The organism is Lysobacter oryzae DSM 21044, from assembly GCF_059568595.1.
In genome coordinates this window covers 360,645-377,790 of the sequence record NZ_JCANTQ010000009.1, presented here as the reverse complement: position 1 = coordinate 377,790, position 17,146 = coordinate 360,645, and the positions used below count along the sequence as shown (strand labels likewise).

The following is a 17,146-nucleotide window of genomic DNA, read 5'->3' as shown; positions in this document are numbered from 1 at the left end:
TCAGCCTCCCTTCGCGGGGCGGGTGCCGTCGGCGCTTTCGCCCGGTTGCGCGCCGCCCGCCGCCTTGGTGCCGACGTCCTTGATCTTGCCGCCGTCGCGCAGCTTGACCGTGCCCTCGACCACGATGCGGTCGCCGGGCTTGAGGCCCGAGACGATCTCGACTTCGCCGAACCGGCGCGAGCCGATCTTCACCGGCACTTCCTTGACCTTGTCGCCCGGCTCGACGCGGAACACGCTGGCCTGCGTGCCGTTCTGCTGCAGCGCGAGCTCGGGGATCGCCAGGGTGTCGCGTGCTGCGCGTTCGACGCCGACGTCGAGCAGCATGCCAGGGCGCAGGCGGCCGTCGGCATTGGGGATTTCCGCGCGCACGGTGACTGCGCGCGAGCCCGGATCCACCCGCGAGTCGATCGAGGCTACGGTGCCGGTGAAAGTCACGCCCGGCCATGCCTCGCTGCGCGCGTTGACGCGCTGGCCGACGGCCAGTTGCGACAGCGCGGATTCGGGGAAGGTGAAGTCGAGCTTGATCAGCGAGACGTCGTCGAGCGTGGTGATCGGGGTACCCGGCGTGACCAGCGATCCGGCGCTGACCAGGCGCAGCCCGAGCACGCCGGAGAACGGCGCACGGATCACCCGGTCGGCGACGGTGGCGCGCTGCGTGGCGACCTGGGCGCGCGCGGCTTCGAGCGCGGCGCGCTGCGTGTCGAGGTCGGCGCGCGAGATCAGCTGCTGGTCCGCGAGCTTGCGGTTGCGTTCGTAGAGCTGCTCCGCGTTGCGCAGCTGCGCCTGCGCCTGGGCGACGTTGGCGGCCTGCTGGCCCTGCACGAGCGTGACCAGCGGCTGTCCCTTCGTCGCGTACTCGCCGCTGTCGAATTCGACGCTGGCGATGGTCTGGCTGACGCTCGCGGTGATGGTCACCGACTCGCGCGCGTTGGCGGTGCCCAGCGCCTTGAGTTCGTCGCTCCAGCGCACCGGCTGCACCTGCAGGGTCGTCACGGCCGCGGGCGGCTGGCCGCCCTTGCCGCCTTCCGCGTCGCCCTTGCCGCAGGCGGCGACCAGGCTGACCAGGCCAAGTGCGAGCAGGGCGCGATACGGACGTGCGGACAGGAAGGGGGGCATGGATACGGGTGGGGCCGGAGGAAGGGCCGATTCTACGGGCGCGGCATGACCCCACGTATGGCCCGATGGTTGCGCCCCGATGCGGCAAAACCGGATCTTCGGGGCGCGCCGCCGGCCACGCCGATTATTGAGGTCAGCCGGGGCGACATTACGCGAGCGGGCGTGGACGCCATCGCCAACCCCGCCGATGAAGCCAGCCAGCGGCAGCGGTGGGGCCATCCGTTGCGGGACCGGACCTGGCCGCCTGCTGCGCGGCTCCCCGAAGCCCGCTGCCGGCCTGGCGATGCACAGGTTCCAGCGCCGCTGACTGCAGGGCGGCGCCGCCGTGGCTGCTCGACCGGGCGGCCCAAAACAAGAACGCCGGCGCGAGGCCGGCGTTTTGTTGGCGCATGAGGGAACTGCTTACGCCGCCTTCTCCCACTTGCCCAGCGCGGCCAGGCCGTTGTCCTTGGCGCGCGCGTAAACGGTCTTCTGCGCGGCGGCGAAGTTGTTCACCAGGTCCTGCGACCACAGCTTGAGCGCGGCGGCCTGCATGGCGCGGCCGTAGGAGAACGACAGCGGCCACGGGTTCGGGCCCATGCGGTTCATCGCGTCGAGGTGCGCGGTGGCGTCCTCGTCGCTCTGGCCGCCCGAGAGGAACACGATGCCCGGCAGGATCGCCGGCACGGTCGACTTCAGGCACTGCAGGGTGGCGGCGGCGACTTCCTCGACCGAAACCTTCTCACCGCTGGTGGTGCCCGGCACGACCATCGAGGCCTTGAGGATGCAGCCTTCGAGCACGACGTTGTGCTCGACCAGCGAGGCGAACAGCGAACGCAGCATCACCTCGGTGACCTGGAAGCACTCATCGATATCGTGGGAGCCGTCCATGATCACTTCCGGCTCGACCATCGGCACCAGGCCCTGTTCCTGGCACAGCGCGGCATAGCGCGCGAGCGCGTGGGCGTTGGCTTCGATGCAGGTGCCCGAGGGGATGTCGTCGCCGATGTTGATCACCGCGCGCCACTTGGCGAAACGGGCACCGAGCTTGTAGTACTCGGCGAGGCGGTCGCGCAGGCCGTCGAGGCCTTCGGTCACTACTTCGCCCGGGCAACCGGCGAGGGCATGCGTGCCCTTGTCGACCTTGATGCCCGGGATCATGCCGTGGTCCATCATGTACTTGGCGAACGGCACGCCGTCGCTGGTGGACTGGCGGATGGTTTCGTCGAACAGGATCGCGCCGGAGATGTAGTCGCTCAGGTTCGGCGTGGTCAGCAGCAGCTCGCGGTAGCGGCGACGGTTCTCTTCGTTGTTCTCGATGCCCACGCCGGCAAAGCGCTTGGCGCAGGTGGCGGTGGACTCGTCGATCGCGATGATGCCCTTGCCCGGGGCGACCATGGCCTGGGCGATTTCGGCAAGCTGTTCGATGCTCATGTGAAGGGGTCCTGCGGGGCCTGGGGAAACCGAAATTATAGCCCGCGGCGTCGCTGCGGCCGGACCCGAGGGTCCGGCGCGCCCGTTCATCGCCCTGTACGCCCCGCCGCGGTGGCTAGAGCTCGCCCAGCCCCTCGGCCTTGCCACCCGCGCCCACCTGCAGCAGGCGCAGGGTGTTGGTGGCGCCGTGGTGCTCCATGTGGTCGCCGCTGGTGAAGATCACCCGCTCGCCTTCGGCCAGGAAGCCCGCATCGAACAGCTGCCGGATCGACAAGCGTGCGGCTTCGCGCGAGGCCAGGCCGCGGCTGTCGAAATCGATCGGGAACACGTCGCGCATCAGCGCCATGCGCCGGCGTGCGCCGTCGTGGCGGGACAGGCCATAGATCGGCACCGGCGAGCGGAACCGCGACAGGAAGCGCGCGGTGCCGCCGGATTCGGTCGCCGCGAGGATCGCGCGCACGCCGATGTGCTCGGACAGGAACATCGTCGCCATCGCGATCGCCTGGTCGGCGCGCTCGAGGTTGCGCGGCGCCTCTTCGAAATCGGTATCGGACTCGAACTGGCGCTCGGCGCCGAGGCAGATGCGCGCCATCGCCTCGACTGCGCGCACCGGGTATTTCCCGGCCGCGGATTCCTGCGACAGCATCACCGCGTCGGTGCCGTCGATGACGGCGTTGGCCACGTCGAGGACTTCCGCACGGGTCGGGATCGGGCTGTCGACCATGGACTGCAGCATCTGCGTCGCGGTGATCACCACGCGGTTGCGCTCCAGCGATTCGCGGATGATCTTCTTCTGCAGGCCGGGCAGCTCGGCATCGCCGATCTCCACGCCGAGGTCGCCGCGCGCGACCATGACCACGTCGCTGGCTTCGACGATCTCCGAAAGGTTCTCGATCGCCTCGGCGCGCTCGATCTTCGACACCAGCGCGGCATCGCTGCCGGCGGCCCGGGCCACCCGGCGCGCATCGTGCATGTCCTGCGCATTGCGGCAGAACGACACCGCGATGAAATCCGCGCCGAGCTCGGCGGCGACCTTGATCAGCTCGCAGTCGCGTTCGGTCAGCGCCCCCAGCGACAGGCCGCCGCCCAGTTTGTTCAAACCCTTGCGGTCCGACAGCGCGCCGTCGTTGAGCACGGTGTTGACGATGCGCTCGCCCTCGATGCGCTCAACGCGCAGCTGCATCATGCCGTCGTCGAGCAGCAGCACGTCGCCGGGAATCACGTCGCCGGGCAGGCCCAGGTAGCTGACGCCGACCTCGCCCACGGTGCCGGGCGGCGCGCTGTCGCTGGCGACGAGGTCAAAGCGGTCGCCGGCCTTGAGCTGCACGCGGCCTTCGGCGAAGCGCTCGATGCGGATCTTGGGGCCGGGCAGATCGGCGAGGATGCCGACCTCGCGGCCGACCCGGTGCGCGGCCTCGCGTACGGCATTGGCGCGCGCCACCTGGCCGGATGGATCGCCGTGGGAAAAGTTGAGGCGGACGACATCGACGCCCGCCAGTAGCAGGGCATCGAGCACGCCCGGGGCGTCGGTCGCCGGGCCGAGGGTGGCGAGGATCTTGGTGCGTCTGCGGTTGTTGGACATTGCTGCGCTGGTCTGCTCGGAATCGTCCGAAACCTAGCACACGGGCGAAGGCCGGCGTCCAACGCCCGGCACTGAATACGACCTCAGGCCGCGAGCAGCGGCAGCAGTTCGTCCGGGTGCGCCACCAGGCGCTGCGCCCCGGCCTCGCGCAGTTCGTCCGCGCCGCCGAAGCCCCACAGCACGCCGACGTGGCGCATGCCGTGGTGCAGCGCGCCTTCGATGTCCATGCGGCGGTCGCCGATCATCCAGCACTGGTCGGGCGCCACGTCAAGCCGCTGCAGCGCTTCGGCGATCAGCTCCGGCTTGTGGCTGCGGCTGCCATCGACGGTGGCGCCGACGATGTCGACGAAGCGATGGCCGAACGGCAGGTGCGCGGCGATCTTGCGCGCGTGCGGCTCGTTTTTCGCCGTCACCACCGCCAGGCGGTGGCCGGCGGCGTGCAGCGCCTCGATCGCCTCGCCGACGCCGGCGTAGATCTCGTGCTCGGCCCAGCCGTGCGACTCGAACCGGTCGCGGTAATGCAGCACCGCCTCCTCCACCTTCGCCTCGTCGCCCAGCAACGGCGCGAAACTGGTGCGTAGCGACGGGCCGATCCAGCGCCGCAACTCGGCATCCGGCGGCACTTCCAGCCCCATCTGCGTGAGCGCGTGCGCCACGCAGCGGGTGATGCCGATCTCGGAATTGATCAGCGTGCCGTCCATGTCGAAGAAGAGCGTGGGCATCGTGTTTCCCATGGCGAGGACGCGTTCGCGGTCAGTTGCCGGTGCCGGCGCTGCGGTACACCTTGCCGGCGCGGTACAGGTCGAGGCGTTGCCGATATCCAGGCTGCTTGCCGTCCGACTCCGGGCCCGGCGCCGCGTCCACTATCGCCAACTGCGCCGCAGCCCGTTCCTGCAGGGCCGCGGCGCGCTTGAAGTCTCCCGCCGCCGCCTCGCACGCCGCCACCGTGTCCAGTACGCCCGGGGCCATGCGCTCGGTATCGCCCAGGCGCTTGCTCATCTCCTGTCCGCGCTTGGGATCGAACACGTCGTCATGGATCGACGTGCAGAGCACCCAGGCATGGCTGTTGGTGGAACTCACGTAACCGGCGGCCTCGCCACGGGTCCAGAGCTCGATCGCCTGGGCGCGCGACTTGGCGTCGCCCTTGGTCTGGAACAGCCAGTTGCCGTATTCGACGAACGCGCGCTCGTTGTTCGCGGCGACCGCACGTTCCAGCCAGCGTCGTCCTTCCGATTCCTCGACCTTGCCGAAATCGCCCTTGAGGTAGTGGGAACCCAGCATGGCCTCGGACTCGTGGTCGCCGGCGCTCGCGTCACCCTGCAGCCACTGTTTCGCCTTTGCGGGGTCCTTGGGCATGCCCTTGCCGCGCAGGGCAAGCTCGGCAAGCGCGCGCCGCGCCGGCGCGCCACCGGCTTCATCCGCCGCGATCATGTTGTAGATCCGCAACGCGCGTTGGATATCGCCGGAAACGCCGGGGCGACCCTGCGTGTACAGGTCGGCAAGGAACAGGATGGCGTCGACGTCGGCGGCGGAGGCAGGCGCCAGCGCCCAGCTTTCGGCGGCGGCGAAATTCCCGGCGAGGTAGCTGGTTCCTGCCTTGTACAGCGCGGCGCGGACGTTGCCCTCGTGCGCCGCTTCGGTGAACAGTGCGTCGGCACGCGCGACATCGCGGGTGACGCCGTCGGCGCCCGTGAAGAGTGTCAAGGCATAGCGGGCCTTGGCGGCGGTGGAGCCCGCCAGTGCCGCCTTCTGCGTCGCGTCCTGCTGCTCCTTCTTCCTGCCCCTTGCCTCGAAATAGTCGACCAGCACGGAATAGCCCTGGCCACGTCGGTTGACCGCTGGGTCCGCCAGGAACGCGAGGTCGGCGGCGTCAAGCTCCGCCTTGCCGGCGGCCTTGAGCTGGATGGCCGTCAGGCGGGCCGCCTTGACCGTCTTCCCGGCGCGCGACAGGCGCTGCCCGGCCTCCGCGGGCAGCGGGGTGCCGCTTCGCGTCATCGACCACAACGAAACGAAGTCGTTCACCGCTTCCTGTGGCGCAACGCGGTCCGCCGCGTCCAGCAACGCCCAGGCGGCGGCAGCGTCGCGCTTCGTCCCGATGCCTTCGTGCTGGGCGAATGCAAGCAGGACCATCGCAACGGCGTTGTTGGCTTCCGCGCCGGGCAACAGCGCATCCACCAAGCCATCCGCGCAGCCGGTGTACTTCGGCGCAAACGCACAAACCATCAGCCAGGACGTCGCCGCCTGCACGCCTCCCGCGTTGGCGCTGCGCCGCAGCTTGGCCACCTTGTCCTCCGGCCTGGCCTCGGCGGCCGCCGCCTGCACCGCGGCGGCGTCCACCGAAGACAACAGATCCGCCTTGACGCCGCCACTGATGAACGCATTGGCCATGACGGTACGCAGCATCGGGTAGCCCGCCAGCGGATTGCTTCGGCTGAGCGTGTATGCGGTATCGACGAAGTCGAAGCGCAAGCGCCGCTCCCGCTTCGCATCCTCGTCCCAGGCGGCGATCACGAAGGGAAAGTGGCGGCTCGCATGCACCTGGCTGTAGTACGAGTACCGCGCGGTCATCCCGAGGCTCTCGACCAGCGCATAGGCATCGGCAAGCCCCAACACGCGGATGGGGTCCGACAGCAGCGACTCGGTGCCGGCCTGCTTCATGGCCTGTTGCGACAGCGCCGCGACCACGGCCATCTCGCGCTCCGCGGTGGCGGAGTCGTTCAGGGCATCCGCGCAAAGCAAGGCGGCGCGCCTGATCGCCAGGCTCACGGGCGCCGCGGCCACGGCGGCCCGCATCGCATCGGCGTTGTCGCGGCACTTCGCCGCGTCGACCGACGTGACGTCATAGCCGACCTTGTCGAGGATATCGAGGGCGCCGTAGGCCTCGTCCACATCCGCGGTCTTGAGGAACTGCTCCCACGCGCGGGCCGCATCCGCCGCGTCGCGCACCTGCGCCAGCGGCGAGCCCATGGCCAGGACAGCCGCGGCACCGACAACCCAACCCAGAATCGTCCTGTCGATCTTCACTTTGCCTCGTCCTCGATCGCATTCTTCAGCAGCGCCTTGAGCCGCGCATCCCGGTCCTTGCTTTGCGCGACTGGCGCCGGCTTGATCGCCACCCTCGCGTAAAGGTTGTCCCGCACCTTGCGCAACTCGACCAGATGCGGGACGACCTTGTCGCCCGGCACTTCGTCCGCCGTCACCTTCATGTCGAAATCAATCTTGACGCTGCGATCCTTGACGGTCACATCGCGTCCGAACGCGAAGGCGTCGGTATTGATTTCCAGGGCTTCGTCGCCCAGCACCGTGACCCAGCGCGCCGGCAGCCGCACCTCGACCTCCTGGCGATAGTGGGCGGGAAAGCCGATGGCAAGCGGGCCGTTGCGCTCCATCGAATCCGGCAGCTGCGCGGAGGAGGCCAACGCCTCGGCGTACAGGTCGAGCGCGTGCAGGCCCCCGTCGTCCTCGAAGGGCGATGCAAGGGAATATTCCTCGGTGACCGCCAGCACGTTGCCGTCCGGGTCGTCCTCGAACGCGGGCGCGTTCACGACCGTCAGCTGGCCGAATCGCCGGCGATAGTAGTCGGCGTAGCGTCGCGCGGTTTCTTCGGGGCGCGCACCGGCAAAGTTGCGCCTGGCATCGTCGGCGGAGCGGCCGCGATACGTGGTCCGGATGCTGAGCCTGGCGCTGCGCCCGTCGTCGCTGGGCTCGTAGCGTTCGGCGACGACGATCGACGCGAGCGACGCCTTGGCGGCAGGAATCGTCTCCAGTGCGGTGATGCCGGCGGCGACCGGCAACGCCACGCCGTATCGGCTGAGGTCGCTGTCGCGGGCCGCGCCACCCTCGGACGTCATCGTCGGGTCGACCCACAGCACCGTGTCGGCCAGGCGTGCGCGCACGATGACGTGATCGAACACCGAGGCGGCAGGGGGCTCGCCGGCAATGCGCTTGCCGCTGCCGGCGGACACGAGCGCAGGAACCGCATCGATATCCATGCGCTTGAGCAGCGTCGCCAGCAGGTAGGCCTTGTCCTTGCAATCACCGTAGCGGCGCGACCAGGTCTCCGCGGGCGCGGTGGGACGGTGCGTGTTGTCGCCCATCTCCACCCCAAAGTAACGGACCTGCTGCTGCACCAAGCGCAATGCGGCGGTGAGGCGCGCCTGGGGATCGGCCAGCTTCGACCAGCGCGCGACGTGGGCCTGCAGGTCGGTGGGCAGCGCTCCCTCGACGCGCGGATACAACGGCAGCGCCCAGGCGACGACATCGGACCAGCTACGCGCCTGCGACACGTGCGCGACGGGATACGGCTGGTACCAGACGGGATAGGAGCCTTCGTTCGCGTACGCGCGATTGCGCGCGGATTCGAACAGCACTTCAGTGGCTGCGTCCGACTCGCGGATCACCGGCGCGGGGGCATCGTTTTCCCGGCGGACGTTGGGCTTGGCGCCGCGGTCGTACAGCACGCGCAAGCGGTTCTTCAGCAGCGGACTGTTCCAGCCGAACTGGCCGCCATCGACGACCTGGCCGGACAGTATCGGATTGCTGCCGATGATCGAGTACCGCACCCGGACGACATCGTCCACGCGCACGTCATCGAGGACGATCAGGGCCGTAACGCTGCCGTCCGCGAGGTCCTGCTCGAATCCCTCCTCGCGGCGTGCCAGCGAGATGCGGTCCGGCACCAGCCGCTCGAGCCACTTGCCGTTGCGCCGCAACTGCACCCGGTGCAGGACCAGACGCTGGTAAACGGGATTGAACGTGATCTGGTAGCGCCCCGCCTCGCCTAGCAGGGTCGCGTCCCTGGCTTCATAGGCGTAGTCGATATAGACGTGATCGCGACCGGAGCGCCGATCCACCTGCTCGTCGAAAAGCCAGAACCGCCAGGGCGCACCGCTCGCGCCCGGGGCCTTCGCATCCCACTCGGTGGCGACGTCCTGCTGCTGCACGAACGCGGGCTCCGGCCCTACTCCAAATCGGTATTCGCCGCGCGTGTGTTCGACTTCCTGCGCACCCGCCATGCCCGCCGCCAGCAGGGCGAGCATCACCAGAACTATCCGCATTGCCGTTCTCTGTTTCCCCTGCCGGTACTCTAACCGACACGCACTGCGGGAATTGGTGACGCCGGCCCGGAACACCGGCATCGCCACGGTTGCGACAGATGCGGGGAGAGCGCTCAGCCGCGCGCGTTCAGCGCCGCCACGGCCGGCAGTTCCTTGCCCTCGAGGAACTCGAGGAACGCGCCGCCGCCGGTGGAAATGTACGACACGTCCTCTTCGATGCCGTACTTGTCGACCGCGGCCAGGGTGTCGCCGCCGCCGGCGATCGAGAAGGCCTTCGACGCGGCAATGGCGCGCGCAAGGGTCTGCGTGCCTTTGCCGAATGAGTCGAATTCGAACACGCCGACCGGGCCGTTCCACACCACGGTGCCGGCCGCCTTGATCAGGTCGGCGTACCGCGCCGCGGTCTGCGGTCCGATGTCGAGGATCATGTCGTCCGCGCCCACGGCGTCCACGGCTTTCACGGTTGCCGGCGCGTCGGCGGCGAACTTCGGCGCGACCACCACGTCGCTGGGGATCGGGATGTCGGCGCCGCGCGCCTTGGCGTCGGCCATGATCTGCCTGGCGGTGTCGAGCAGGTCGGGTTCGACCAGCGACTTGCCCACGCCGTGGCCCATCGCGGCGATGAAGGTGTTGGCGATGCCGCCGCCGACGATCAGCTGGTCGACCTTGCCGACCAGCGACGACAGCAGCTCGAGTTTGGTCGACACCTTGGAGCCGGCGACGATCGCCAGCAGCGGACGCGCCGGGTTGTCGAGCGCCTTGGCCAGCGCATCCAGCTCCGCCATCAGCAGCGGGCCGCCCGCGGCCACCTTCGCGAAACGGATCACGCCGTGCGTCGATGCCTGCGCGCGATGCGCGGTGCCGAACGCATCCATGACGAACACATCGCACAGCTCCGCGTACTTCTTCGACAGGGCCTCATCGTCCTTGCCCTCGCCCATGTTCATGCGGCAGTTCTCGAGCAGGACCAGTTGGCCCGGCTTCACGGCGAAGTCGGCGCTGAGCCAGTCGCGCACCAGCGGAACCTCGAAGCCCAGCAGTTCGCCCAGGCGCCTTGCCACCGGTTCGAGCGAATCCTCGGGCGTCCACATGCCCTCCTTGGGCCGTCCCAGGTGCGACATCACCATCACCGCCGCGCCCTTCTCCAGGGCCAGCTTCAAGGTGGGGATCGATGCAGTCAGGCGCTGGTCGGAGGTGACCTTGCCGTCGGCGACGGGGACGTTGAGATCCTGGCGGATCAGAACGCGCTTGCCGTTCAGGTCGAGGTCGGTCATGCGGACGATGGACATGGGGGACTCCTGTGGAATTCAAAAAGCAAACTGGGGCTCGCAAACGCGAAGCCCCGCGTGATGCGGGGCTTCGCCGGGCATGGACGCCGCTTACTTGCCGGCGACGACCTTGACCATCTCGAGGCACTTGTTGGAGTAGCCCCACTCGTTGTCGTACCAGCTCACCAGCTTGACGAAGGTGCCATCCAGCGCGATGCCGGCTTCGGCGTCGAAGATCGAGGTGCGCGCGTCGCCGCGGAAGTCGGTGGCGACGACCTTGTCCTCGGTGTAGCCGAGGATGCCCTTGAGCGCGCCTTCCGACTGCGCCTTCATCTCGGCGCAGATCTCGGCGTAGGTGGCGGACTTCTCGAGCTCGACGGTCAGGTCGACCACGGACACGTCCGAGGTCGGCACGCGGAACGACATGCCGGTGAGCTTCTTGTTGAGCTCGGGGATCACCACGCCGACGGCCTTGGCCGCGCCGGTGCTGGACGGAATGATGTTCTCGAGGATGCCGCGGCCGCCGCGCCAGTCCTTGTTGGACGGGCCATCGACGGTCTTCTGGGTCGCGGTGGTGGCGTGCACGGTGGTCATCAGGCCGCGCTTGATGCCCCACTTGTCGTGCAACACCTTGGCCAGCGGCGCCAGGCAGTTGGTGGTGCACGAGGCGTTGGAGATGATCGCCTCGCCCTTGTAGCTGGCGTGGTTCACGCCGTAGACGAACATCGGCGTGTCGTCCTTCGACGGCGCCGACAGCACGACCTTCTTCGCGCCGGCATCGAGGTGCTTCTGCGCGGTGGTCTTGTCGAGGAACAGGCCGGTGGACTCGATGACGACGTCCGCGCCGACTTCGTCCCATTTGAGGTTGGCGGGGTCGCGTTCCTGGGTCAGGCGGATCTTCTTGCCGTTGACGATCAGGGTGTTGCCCTCGACCTTGACGTCGCCCTTGAAGCGGCCGTGCACCGAGTCGTAGCTAAGCATGTACGCCAGGTAGTCCGGCTCCAGCAGGTCGTTGATGGCGACGATCTCGATGTCGTTGCCGAAGTTCTGCACGGCCGAACGCAGCACATTGCGTCCGATGCGGCCGAAGCCATTGATGCCAACCTTGATCGTCATTGCGGGAGAACTCCTGGGAGAGCGAGCCTGCGGGGCGCGGGCGGGATGAGAAGCCCCATATTTTAGCAGGCGGGGCGCCGCGGCCGCCTTGCGCGGAGCGGCCCTTGGCCCCCGGCCGCGGGCGCGGTCGACATGGCCGATACGGCACGGAAGTGCCCCGCCGGCTCCGGTAAAGTGGCGGCATGATCCGGATCCCCCTCCTCCGCGCGGGCCAGGCCCGCCGCCCTCCGTCCTCACGCCGCTGGCCGCGCATCCTCGCCCTTGGCCTGCTCGGCGCGCTGCTGGTCGCCGGCCCGGTCGTCGCCTGGAGCGCCCTGGGCCACAAGCTGGTCGGCGCACTCGCGCAACGCCACCTGACCCCGGCGGCGAACGCCGAGGTCGCCCGCCTGCTGGCCGGCGAACCCGACCCCACCCTCGCCGGCGTCGCCACCTGGGCGGACACGATGCGCGACAGCGATCCGGAGCGCTTCAAGCAGACCTCGCGCTGGCACTACGTCAACCTCTCCAGCGACAGCTGCCGCTATGCGCCCGAGCGCGACTGCAAGGACGGCCAGTGCGTCATCGGCGCGATCGCCGCGCAGCGCGCGATCCTCGCCGACCGCAGCCAGCCGCCCGCGGCGCGCCGCGAGGCGCTCAAGTTCATCGTCCATTTCGTCGGCGACGTGCACCAGCCGCTGCACGCCAATGCGCGCAACGACCAGGGCGGCAACAAGTACCAGATCAGCCTGCGCACCGACATCGCGCCGGAAGCCTATGCGCGCGACCGCTATGTCGACGGCGTCATGGGCACCAACCTGCACTCGGTGTGGGACTTCTACGTGCTGGCCGAGCGCGGCCTCGACCTTGGCCAGTACACCGACCGCCTCGACCACGAGCCGTGGCCGCCGGTGTCGGACCCCAATGCGCTGACGCCGGCCGCGTGGGCCACCGAATCATGCGCCCTCACCGACGTGCGCCAGCTTTACCCGACCCGGGACGGGCAGGAAGTGCACAAGCTCGATCGCAGCTATTCCGAGAAGCATCGCGCGCTCGCCGAACAGCGCATCCGCCTCGCCGCCTACCGCCTGGCGACGCTGCTCAACGAAACCCTGGGATCGCCGCAATGAACGCGCCCGCGACGATGGTGCAGGTGCACCCGTTCCACCACGCCGACACCGGCACGTGGAGCTATGTCGTCGCCGAGCCGGGCACCCGGCAAGCCGCCATCATCGACCCGGTGCTGGATTTCGACGCCAAGTCCGGACGCGTGGGCCATGCCTCGGCGCAGAAGCTGCTCGACTGCGTGCGTCAGCACGACCTGCAGGTGCGCTGGCTGCTGGAAACGCACGCCCACGCCGATCACCTCACCGCCGCGCAATGGCTGGCCACGCAGCTCCCCGATGCGATGGTCGCGATCGGCCAGGGCATCCGCGAGGTCCAGCGCACGTTCGCGCCGGTGTTCGACTACAACCTAGAATCGGCGGCCGACAATTTCGACTGCCTCTTCAGCGATGACGACGAGTTCTCGCTCGGTCCGATCCCCGCGCGCGTCATCCCCGTGCCGGGACATACCCGCGACAGCGTCGCCTACCTGATCGGCGACGCACTGTTCACCGGCGACTCGCTGTTCATGCCCGATGCCGGTACCGCGCGTTGCGACTTCCCCGGCGGCGACGCCGCCATGCTGTACCGCTCGATCCGGCGCCTGTACGAACTGCCCGATTCGACCCGCGTGTTCATCTGCCACGACTACGGCAAGCGCACCGAAGACGGCAGCGATCGTCCCGCCGCCTGCGAAACCACGATCGGCGAACAGAAGCGCGCCAACATCCACGTCCGCGCCGGCATCGGCGAGGCCGAGTTCGTCGGCATGCGCGAGGCGCGCGATGCCACGCTGGCGGTACCGGCGCTGATCATCCCGTCGCTGCAGGTGAACCTGCGCGCCGGCGCGCTGCCCAGCGCCTCCGCGAACGGCATCCGCTACCTGCGCGTGCCGCTCGACCAGTTCTGACGGAGCGCACGCGATGCCCACCGCGTTCACCCCCGTTTCCGCTTTGCTCGGCGGGGCGCTGATCGGGCTGGCCGCGACACTGCTGTACGCGCTGCTTGGGCGCATCGCCGGCATCAGCGGCATCCTCAACGCAACGGTGGAACAGCGCAGCGAGCGCGGCTGGCGGCTCGCGTTCCTGCTCGGGCTGATCGTGGCTGCGGGCGCGTGGCTGGCCTACAGCGGGGCGCCGGTGCGCACCGGTTTCCCCCTTGGCTGGCTGATCGCGGCCGGCGTGCTGGTGGGCTTCGGCACGCGCATCGGCAACGGCTGCACCAGCGGCCACGGCATTTGCGGGTTGTCACGCTTGTCCAAGCGCTCGCTGGTGGCGGTGCTGGTGTTCATGGGCACGGCGTTCGCGACCACCTACGTGCTGCGCCACGTCCTCGGGGGCATCGCATGAAGCGCGTGGCCTTCGCATTGCTTGCCGGCCTGCTGTTCGGCCTCGGCCTGGCGGTGTCGGGCATGACCAACCCGGACAAGGTGCTCAACTTCCTCGACCCGGCAGGCCACTGGGATCCATCGCTGGCCCTGGTGATGGGCGGCGCGCTCGCGGTTTCGGTGCCCGGCTTCGCCTGGCTGCGCCGGCGCGGACGCACGTACCTGGGCACGGAACTGCCGCCATCCCCCTCACCCCGCCTGGATGCCAGGCTGCTGCTGGGCAGCGCCCTGTTCGGCATCGGCTGGGGCATCGGAGGTTACTGCCCAGGGCCGGCGTTGGCCAACCTGTTGCACGCCGGCGAGGCGGTGCTGTTCGTGGCCGCGTTGTTCGCCGGTTCGCAGCTGGCGCGCCTGCTGCTGCGCTGAGCGCTCCGCCGCGCCCATACTGGGCGCATGCGAAGCACCCTGCACACCGACTCGCTCGAGGCCGCCATCGACCTGCTGCTCGCCCGTGTCGGAGGCGAGCTGCACGTCGGCGCGCCGCTAGGCCTGGGCAAGCCGCACCGGTTGCTCAATGCGCTGTACGCGCGCGCGGCGGCCGACCCGGCGCGGCCGCTGCACCTGTACACCGCGCTGTCGCTGGATCCGCCGGCGCCGGGCAAGGGGCTGGAGGGGCGGTTCCTGCGTCCGTTCGTGGCCCGCCACTTCGGCGACGATTTCCCGCGCCTGGCCTACGTGCAGGCGCTCAAGCGCGATGCGCTGCCCGCGCATATCGAGGTCGAGGAGTTCTACTTCCAGTCCGGCGCGCTGCTCGGTTCCACGCAGGCGCAGCGGCGCTACGCCAGCCTCAACTACACGCACGTGGCGCGTGCGCTCGCCGACCGCGGCGTGAACGCGATCGTGCAGAAGGTCGCGCGCTCGCCGGACGGCGCTCGCCTCTCGCTTTCCTGCAACACCGACCTCACCTTCGACGCGATCGATGCCATCACCGCGCGTGGACTCGCCCGTCCGCTGCTGGTCGCGGAAGTCGATCCGGAGCTGCCGTGGCTCGGTGGCAGCGCCGCCGTGGACGCGGAATTCTTCGATGTGGTCGTCACGCCGCCGGGTCCGTACCCGAAGCTGTTCGGGCTGCCGCGGCAACCGGTGAACGACACTGACTACGCGATCGGCTTCCACGCCAGCACCCTGGTGGTCGACGGCGGCACCCTGCAGGTCGGGATCGGCGCGCTGTCGGACGCGCTGTGCCATGCGCTGGTGCTGCGCCACACCGACAATGCCGCCTACCGGCGCGTGTTGCGCGCATTGGACTCGGCGCAAGCGGACGATCCGCGACTGGGCGTGTTCGAGCACGGCCTGTACGGCTGCAGCGAGATGATCAATGAAGGTTTCCGCCGCCTGGTCGAGACCGGCGTGATCCGGCGCAAGGTCGTCGACGACGCGGCGCTGCTGCGGCGCCTCGCCGAGGGCAGTGCCACCGCCGGCGACCAGGTCCGCCTGGAGCAGGAGGGCGAGTACCTGCACGGCGCGTTCTACCTGGGCTCGCCCGACTTCTACCGCTGGCTGCGCGAGATGCCGGAGGACGCTCGCCGCGCCATCGGCATGAAGCGCGTGAGCGAAGTCAACGAACTCTACGGCGGACGCGAGACGCTCGAGCGCCTGCAGCGCCGCGATGCACGCTTCTTCAACACCTGCATGATGGCGACGGTGCTCGGCGCCGCGGTGTCGGACGCGCTGGGCGACGGGCGCGTGGTCTCCGGAGTCGGCGGCCAATACAACTTCGTCGCCATGGCGCATGCCCTGCCGGACGCGCGCTCGGTGCTACTGCTGCGCGCCACGCGCGAGAGCGGCGGCCGCGTGCGCTCCAACATCGTGTGGAACTACGACCACACGACCATCCCGCGCCACCTGCGCGACGTCTACATCACCGAGTACGGCATCGCCGACCTGCGCGGGCGCAGCGACGAGGACTGCATCGCCGCGATGCTGGCGATCACCGATGCGCGCTTCCAGGACCGGCTCCGCACCACCGCGACCGGCAACGGCAAGCTACGCGCCGACATCGGCATGCACGCAGGCGCGCAACACAACAACCCGCAGCGCCTGCGGGACGCGCTGGCCGACCTGCGCCGCGACGGCACCCTGCCGGACTATCCGCTCGGCAGCGATTTCACCGCGGTGGAGCAGCGCCTGGTACGGGCCCTGGGCTGGCTCAAGGCCAATACCGCCAGTCGCGCCGGCAAGCTGCGGACGGTGCTGGCGGCGCTGGGCGCCGGTGGCATCCGCGACCGCGAAGCCGCGGCCCGCATGGGACTGGACGCTCCCCGCAGCCTGGGCGAACACCTGGAAGCGCGGCTGCTGGCGCTGGGACTGGCGCGCACGGCGGGGTAACCGGTCGCCGTAGCGCGTCCTATACTCGCACGCTGCTCCAGCGCCACGGATTCCCGGATGTCCGCCGACAACGTCTACAAGCACTTCTACCGCACCATGCGTCTGGGCGCCGCCGAACTCAGTGATGGCGGCGGGCCCTTCGGCTTCGACATCACCACGGCGCTCGAATTCGATTACCTGATCGAGCGCTACCAGTGCGATGCGATCATCGAAACCGGCTGCAATGCGGGCGATACGACCGACTACCTGGCGCGCACCTACCCGCATCTGTCGATCGTCACCTGCGACGTCGTGGACCGGTACGTGGACCTGGTGAAGCGGCGCGTCGGTTTCATGCCGCACACCTATGTGGAGAAGATCGATTCCCCCGAATTGATCGCCAAGTTCCGCGATCGCTTCCGTTGCCCGCTGTACTACCTCGACGCCCACTGGTACGAGGCCTGGCCGCTCGAGCGGGAACTGGGCCTGATCGAGAACGGCGTGGTGTGCGTGGACGACTTCAACATCGGCAATCCGCGCTTCGGCTTCGACAAGTACGGCGAGGTCGAGTGCGGGCCGGAGATGCTCGGACGCTTCATCGACAAGATCCCGCACTACTACACCAACAATCCCGAGGCGCAGTACGAACTGCCCTGCCTGCAGACCGGCCGCCGCGGCGGCAAGGCCTACTTCGCCATCGGGCAGAAGCACGACCACCTGCAGCACCACCGCTATTTCAAGCGCCACGACACGCCGCGACCGGCGCGCTGACGCAGCCGGCGTTACCGGCGCAACAACCCGGTCGCCATGCGGGACCTGA

Annotated in this window: 14 protein-coding genes; 6 read left to right on the top strand and 8 right to left on the bottom strand. The window is 69.1% G+C overall.

Annotated elements, in window-relative coordinates:
- The 8 genes from BP05_RS05475 to gap form a co-directional block, all read right to left on the bottom strand.
- On the bottom strand, positions 1–1,116 hold the full coding sequence (locus tag BP05_RS05475; protein WP_496361274.1) for an efflux RND transporter periplasmic adaptor subunit: 1,116 nt from the start codon (positions 1,114–1,116) through the stop codon (positions 1–3).
- A 402-nt stretch (positions 1,117–1,518) separates the two neighbouring features.
- Positions 1,519–2,529, bottom strand: a complete 1,011-nt coding sequence (locus tag BP05_RS05470) for a class I fructose-bisphosphate aldolase (protein ID WP_496361272.1) — start codon at positions 2,527–2,529, stop codon at positions 1,519–1,521.
- Positions 2,530–2,644: 115 nt separating this feature from the next.
- Positions 2,645–4,111 (bottom strand): pyruvate kinase, encoded by a 1,467-nt coding sequence (gene pyk, locus BP05_RS05465; protein ID WP_496361270.1) that lies wholly within the window; start codon positions 4,109–4,111, stop codon positions 2,645–2,647.
- Positions 4,112–4,194: 83 nt separating this feature from the next.
- Entirely contained in the window at positions 4,195–4,833 is a 639-nt protein-coding gene (locus tag BP05_RS05460; protein ID WP_496361268.1) for an HAD hydrolase-like protein, read from the bottom strand.
- A gap of 31 nt (positions 4,834–4,864) precedes the next feature.
- Positions 4,865–7,135: a tetratricopeptide repeat protein gene (locus tag BP05_RS05455; protein WP_496361266.1), complete on the bottom strand. Its 2,271-nt coding sequence runs from the start codon at positions 7,133–7,135 to the stop codon at positions 4,865–4,867.
- Complete coding sequence (locus tag BP05_RS05450; RefSeq protein WP_496361264.1) at positions 7,132–9,168, bottom strand: DUF3857 domain-containing protein; 2,037 nt, start codon at positions 9,166–9,168, stop codon at positions 7,132–7,134. The genes BP05_RS05455 and BP05_RS05450 overlap by 4 nt, the downstream gene beginning before the upstream one ends.
- 113 nt (positions 9,169–9,281) lie before the next feature.
- Complete coding sequence (locus tag BP05_RS05445) at positions 9,282–10,457, bottom strand: phosphoglycerate kinase (RefSeq protein ID WP_496361262.1); 1,176 nt, start codon at positions 10,455–10,457, stop codon at positions 9,282–9,284.
- Positions 10,458–10,547: 90 nt separating this feature from the next.
- Positions 10,548–11,552, bottom strand: a complete 1,005-nt coding sequence (gap, locus tag BP05_RS05440) for a type I glyceraldehyde-3-phosphate dehydrogenase (RefSeq protein WP_496361260.1) — start codon at positions 11,550–11,552, stop codon at positions 10,548–10,550.
- A 182-nt stretch (positions 11,553–11,734) separates the two neighbouring features.
- On the opposite strand from gap, the gene BP05_RS05435 reads away from it, so the two are divergent.
- The 6 genes from BP05_RS05435 to BP05_RS05410 are packed head-to-tail and all read left to right on the top strand — an operon-like array spanning position 11,735 to position 17,097.
- Positions 11,735–12,658, top strand: a complete 924-nt coding sequence (locus BP05_RS05435) for a S1/P1 nuclease (RefSeq protein WP_496361258.1) — start codon at positions 11,735–11,737, stop codon at positions 12,656–12,658.
- Complete coding sequence (locus BP05_RS05430; protein ID WP_496361256.1) at positions 12,655–13,542, top strand: MBL fold metallo-hydrolase; 888 nt, start codon at positions 12,655–12,657, stop codon at positions 13,540–13,542. The genes BP05_RS05435 and BP05_RS05430 overlap by 4 nt, the downstream gene beginning before the upstream one ends.
- Before the next feature lie 13 nt (positions 13,543–13,555).
- Complete coding sequence (locus BP05_RS05425; protein WP_496361254.1) at positions 13,556–13,981, top strand: YeeE/YedE family protein; 426 nt, start codon at positions 13,556–13,558, stop codon at positions 13,979–13,981.
- On the top strand, positions 13,978–14,385 hold the full coding sequence (locus BP05_RS05420; protein WP_496361252.1) for a DUF6691 family protein: 408 nt from the start codon (positions 13,978–13,980) through the stop codon (positions 14,383–14,385). Before BP05_RS05425 ends, BP05_RS05420 begins: the two co-directional genes overlap by 4 nt.
- A gap of 27 nt (positions 14,386–14,412) precedes the next feature.
- Complete coding sequence (locus BP05_RS05415; RefSeq protein ID WP_496361250.1) at positions 14,413–16,347, top strand: acetyl-CoA hydrolase/transferase C-terminal domain-containing protein; 1,935 nt, start codon at positions 14,413–14,415, stop codon at positions 16,345–16,347.
- A 57-nt stretch (positions 16,348–16,404) separates the two neighbouring features.
- Positions 16,405–17,097 carry a hypothetical protein gene (locus tag BP05_RS05410; protein WP_496361248.1) on the top strand — a complete coding sequence of 231 codons (693 nt, stop codon included), beginning with the start codon at positions 16,405–16,407 and terminating at the stop codon, positions 17,095–17,097.
- Positions 17,098–17,146 lie beyond the last annotated feature (49 nt).

Coding starts and splice junctions, on each gene's coding strand:
- BP05_RS05415 (WP_496361250.1), top strand. CDS start 14,413: ATGCGAAGCACCCTGCACACCGACTCGCTCGAGGCCGCCATCGACCTG.
- BP05_RS05445 (WP_496361262.1), bottom strand. CDS start 10,457: ATGTCCATCGTCCGCATGACCGACCTCGACCTGAACGGCAAGCGCGTT.
- BP05_RS05475 (WP_496361274.1), bottom strand. CDS start 1,116: ATGCCCCCCTTCCTGTCCGCACGTCCGTATCGCGCCCTGCTCGCACTT.
- BP05_RS05460 (WP_496361268.1), bottom strand. CDS start 4,833: ATGCCCACGCTCTTCTTCGACATGGACGGCACGCTGATCAATTCCGAG.
- BP05_RS05420 (WP_496361252.1), top strand. CDS start 13,978: ATGAAGCGCGTGGCCTTCGCATTGCTTGCCGGCCTGCTGTTCGGCCTC.
- BP05_RS05430 (WP_496361256.1), top strand. CDS start 12,655: ATGAACGCGCCCGCGACGATGGTGCAGGTGCACCCGTTCCACCACGCC.
- pyk (WP_496361270.1), bottom strand. CDS start 4,111: ATGTCCAACAACCGCAGACGCACCAAGATCCTCGCCACCCTCGGCCCG.
- BP05_RS05410 (WP_496361248.1), top strand. CDS start 16,405: ATGTCCGCCGACAACGTCTACAAGCACTTCTACCGCACCATGCGTCTG.
- BP05_RS05450 (WP_496361264.1), bottom strand. CDS start 9,168: ATGCGGATAGTTCTGGTGATGCTCGCCCTGCTGGCGGCGGGCATGGCG.
- BP05_RS05425 (WP_496361254.1), top strand. CDS start 13,556: ATGCCCACCGCGTTCACCCCCGTTTCCGCTTTGCTCGGCGGGGCGCTG.
- BP05_RS05470 (WP_496361272.1), bottom strand. CDS start 2,529: ATGAGCATCGAACAGCTTGCCGAAATCGCCCAGGCCATGGTCGCCCCG.
- BP05_RS05435 (WP_496361258.1), top strand. CDS start 11,735: ATGATCCGGATCCCCCTCCTCCGCGCGGGCCAGGCCCGCCGCCCTCCG.
- gap (WP_496361260.1), bottom strand. CDS start 11,552: ATGACGATCAAGGTTGGCATCAATGGCTTCGGCCGCATCGGACGCAAT.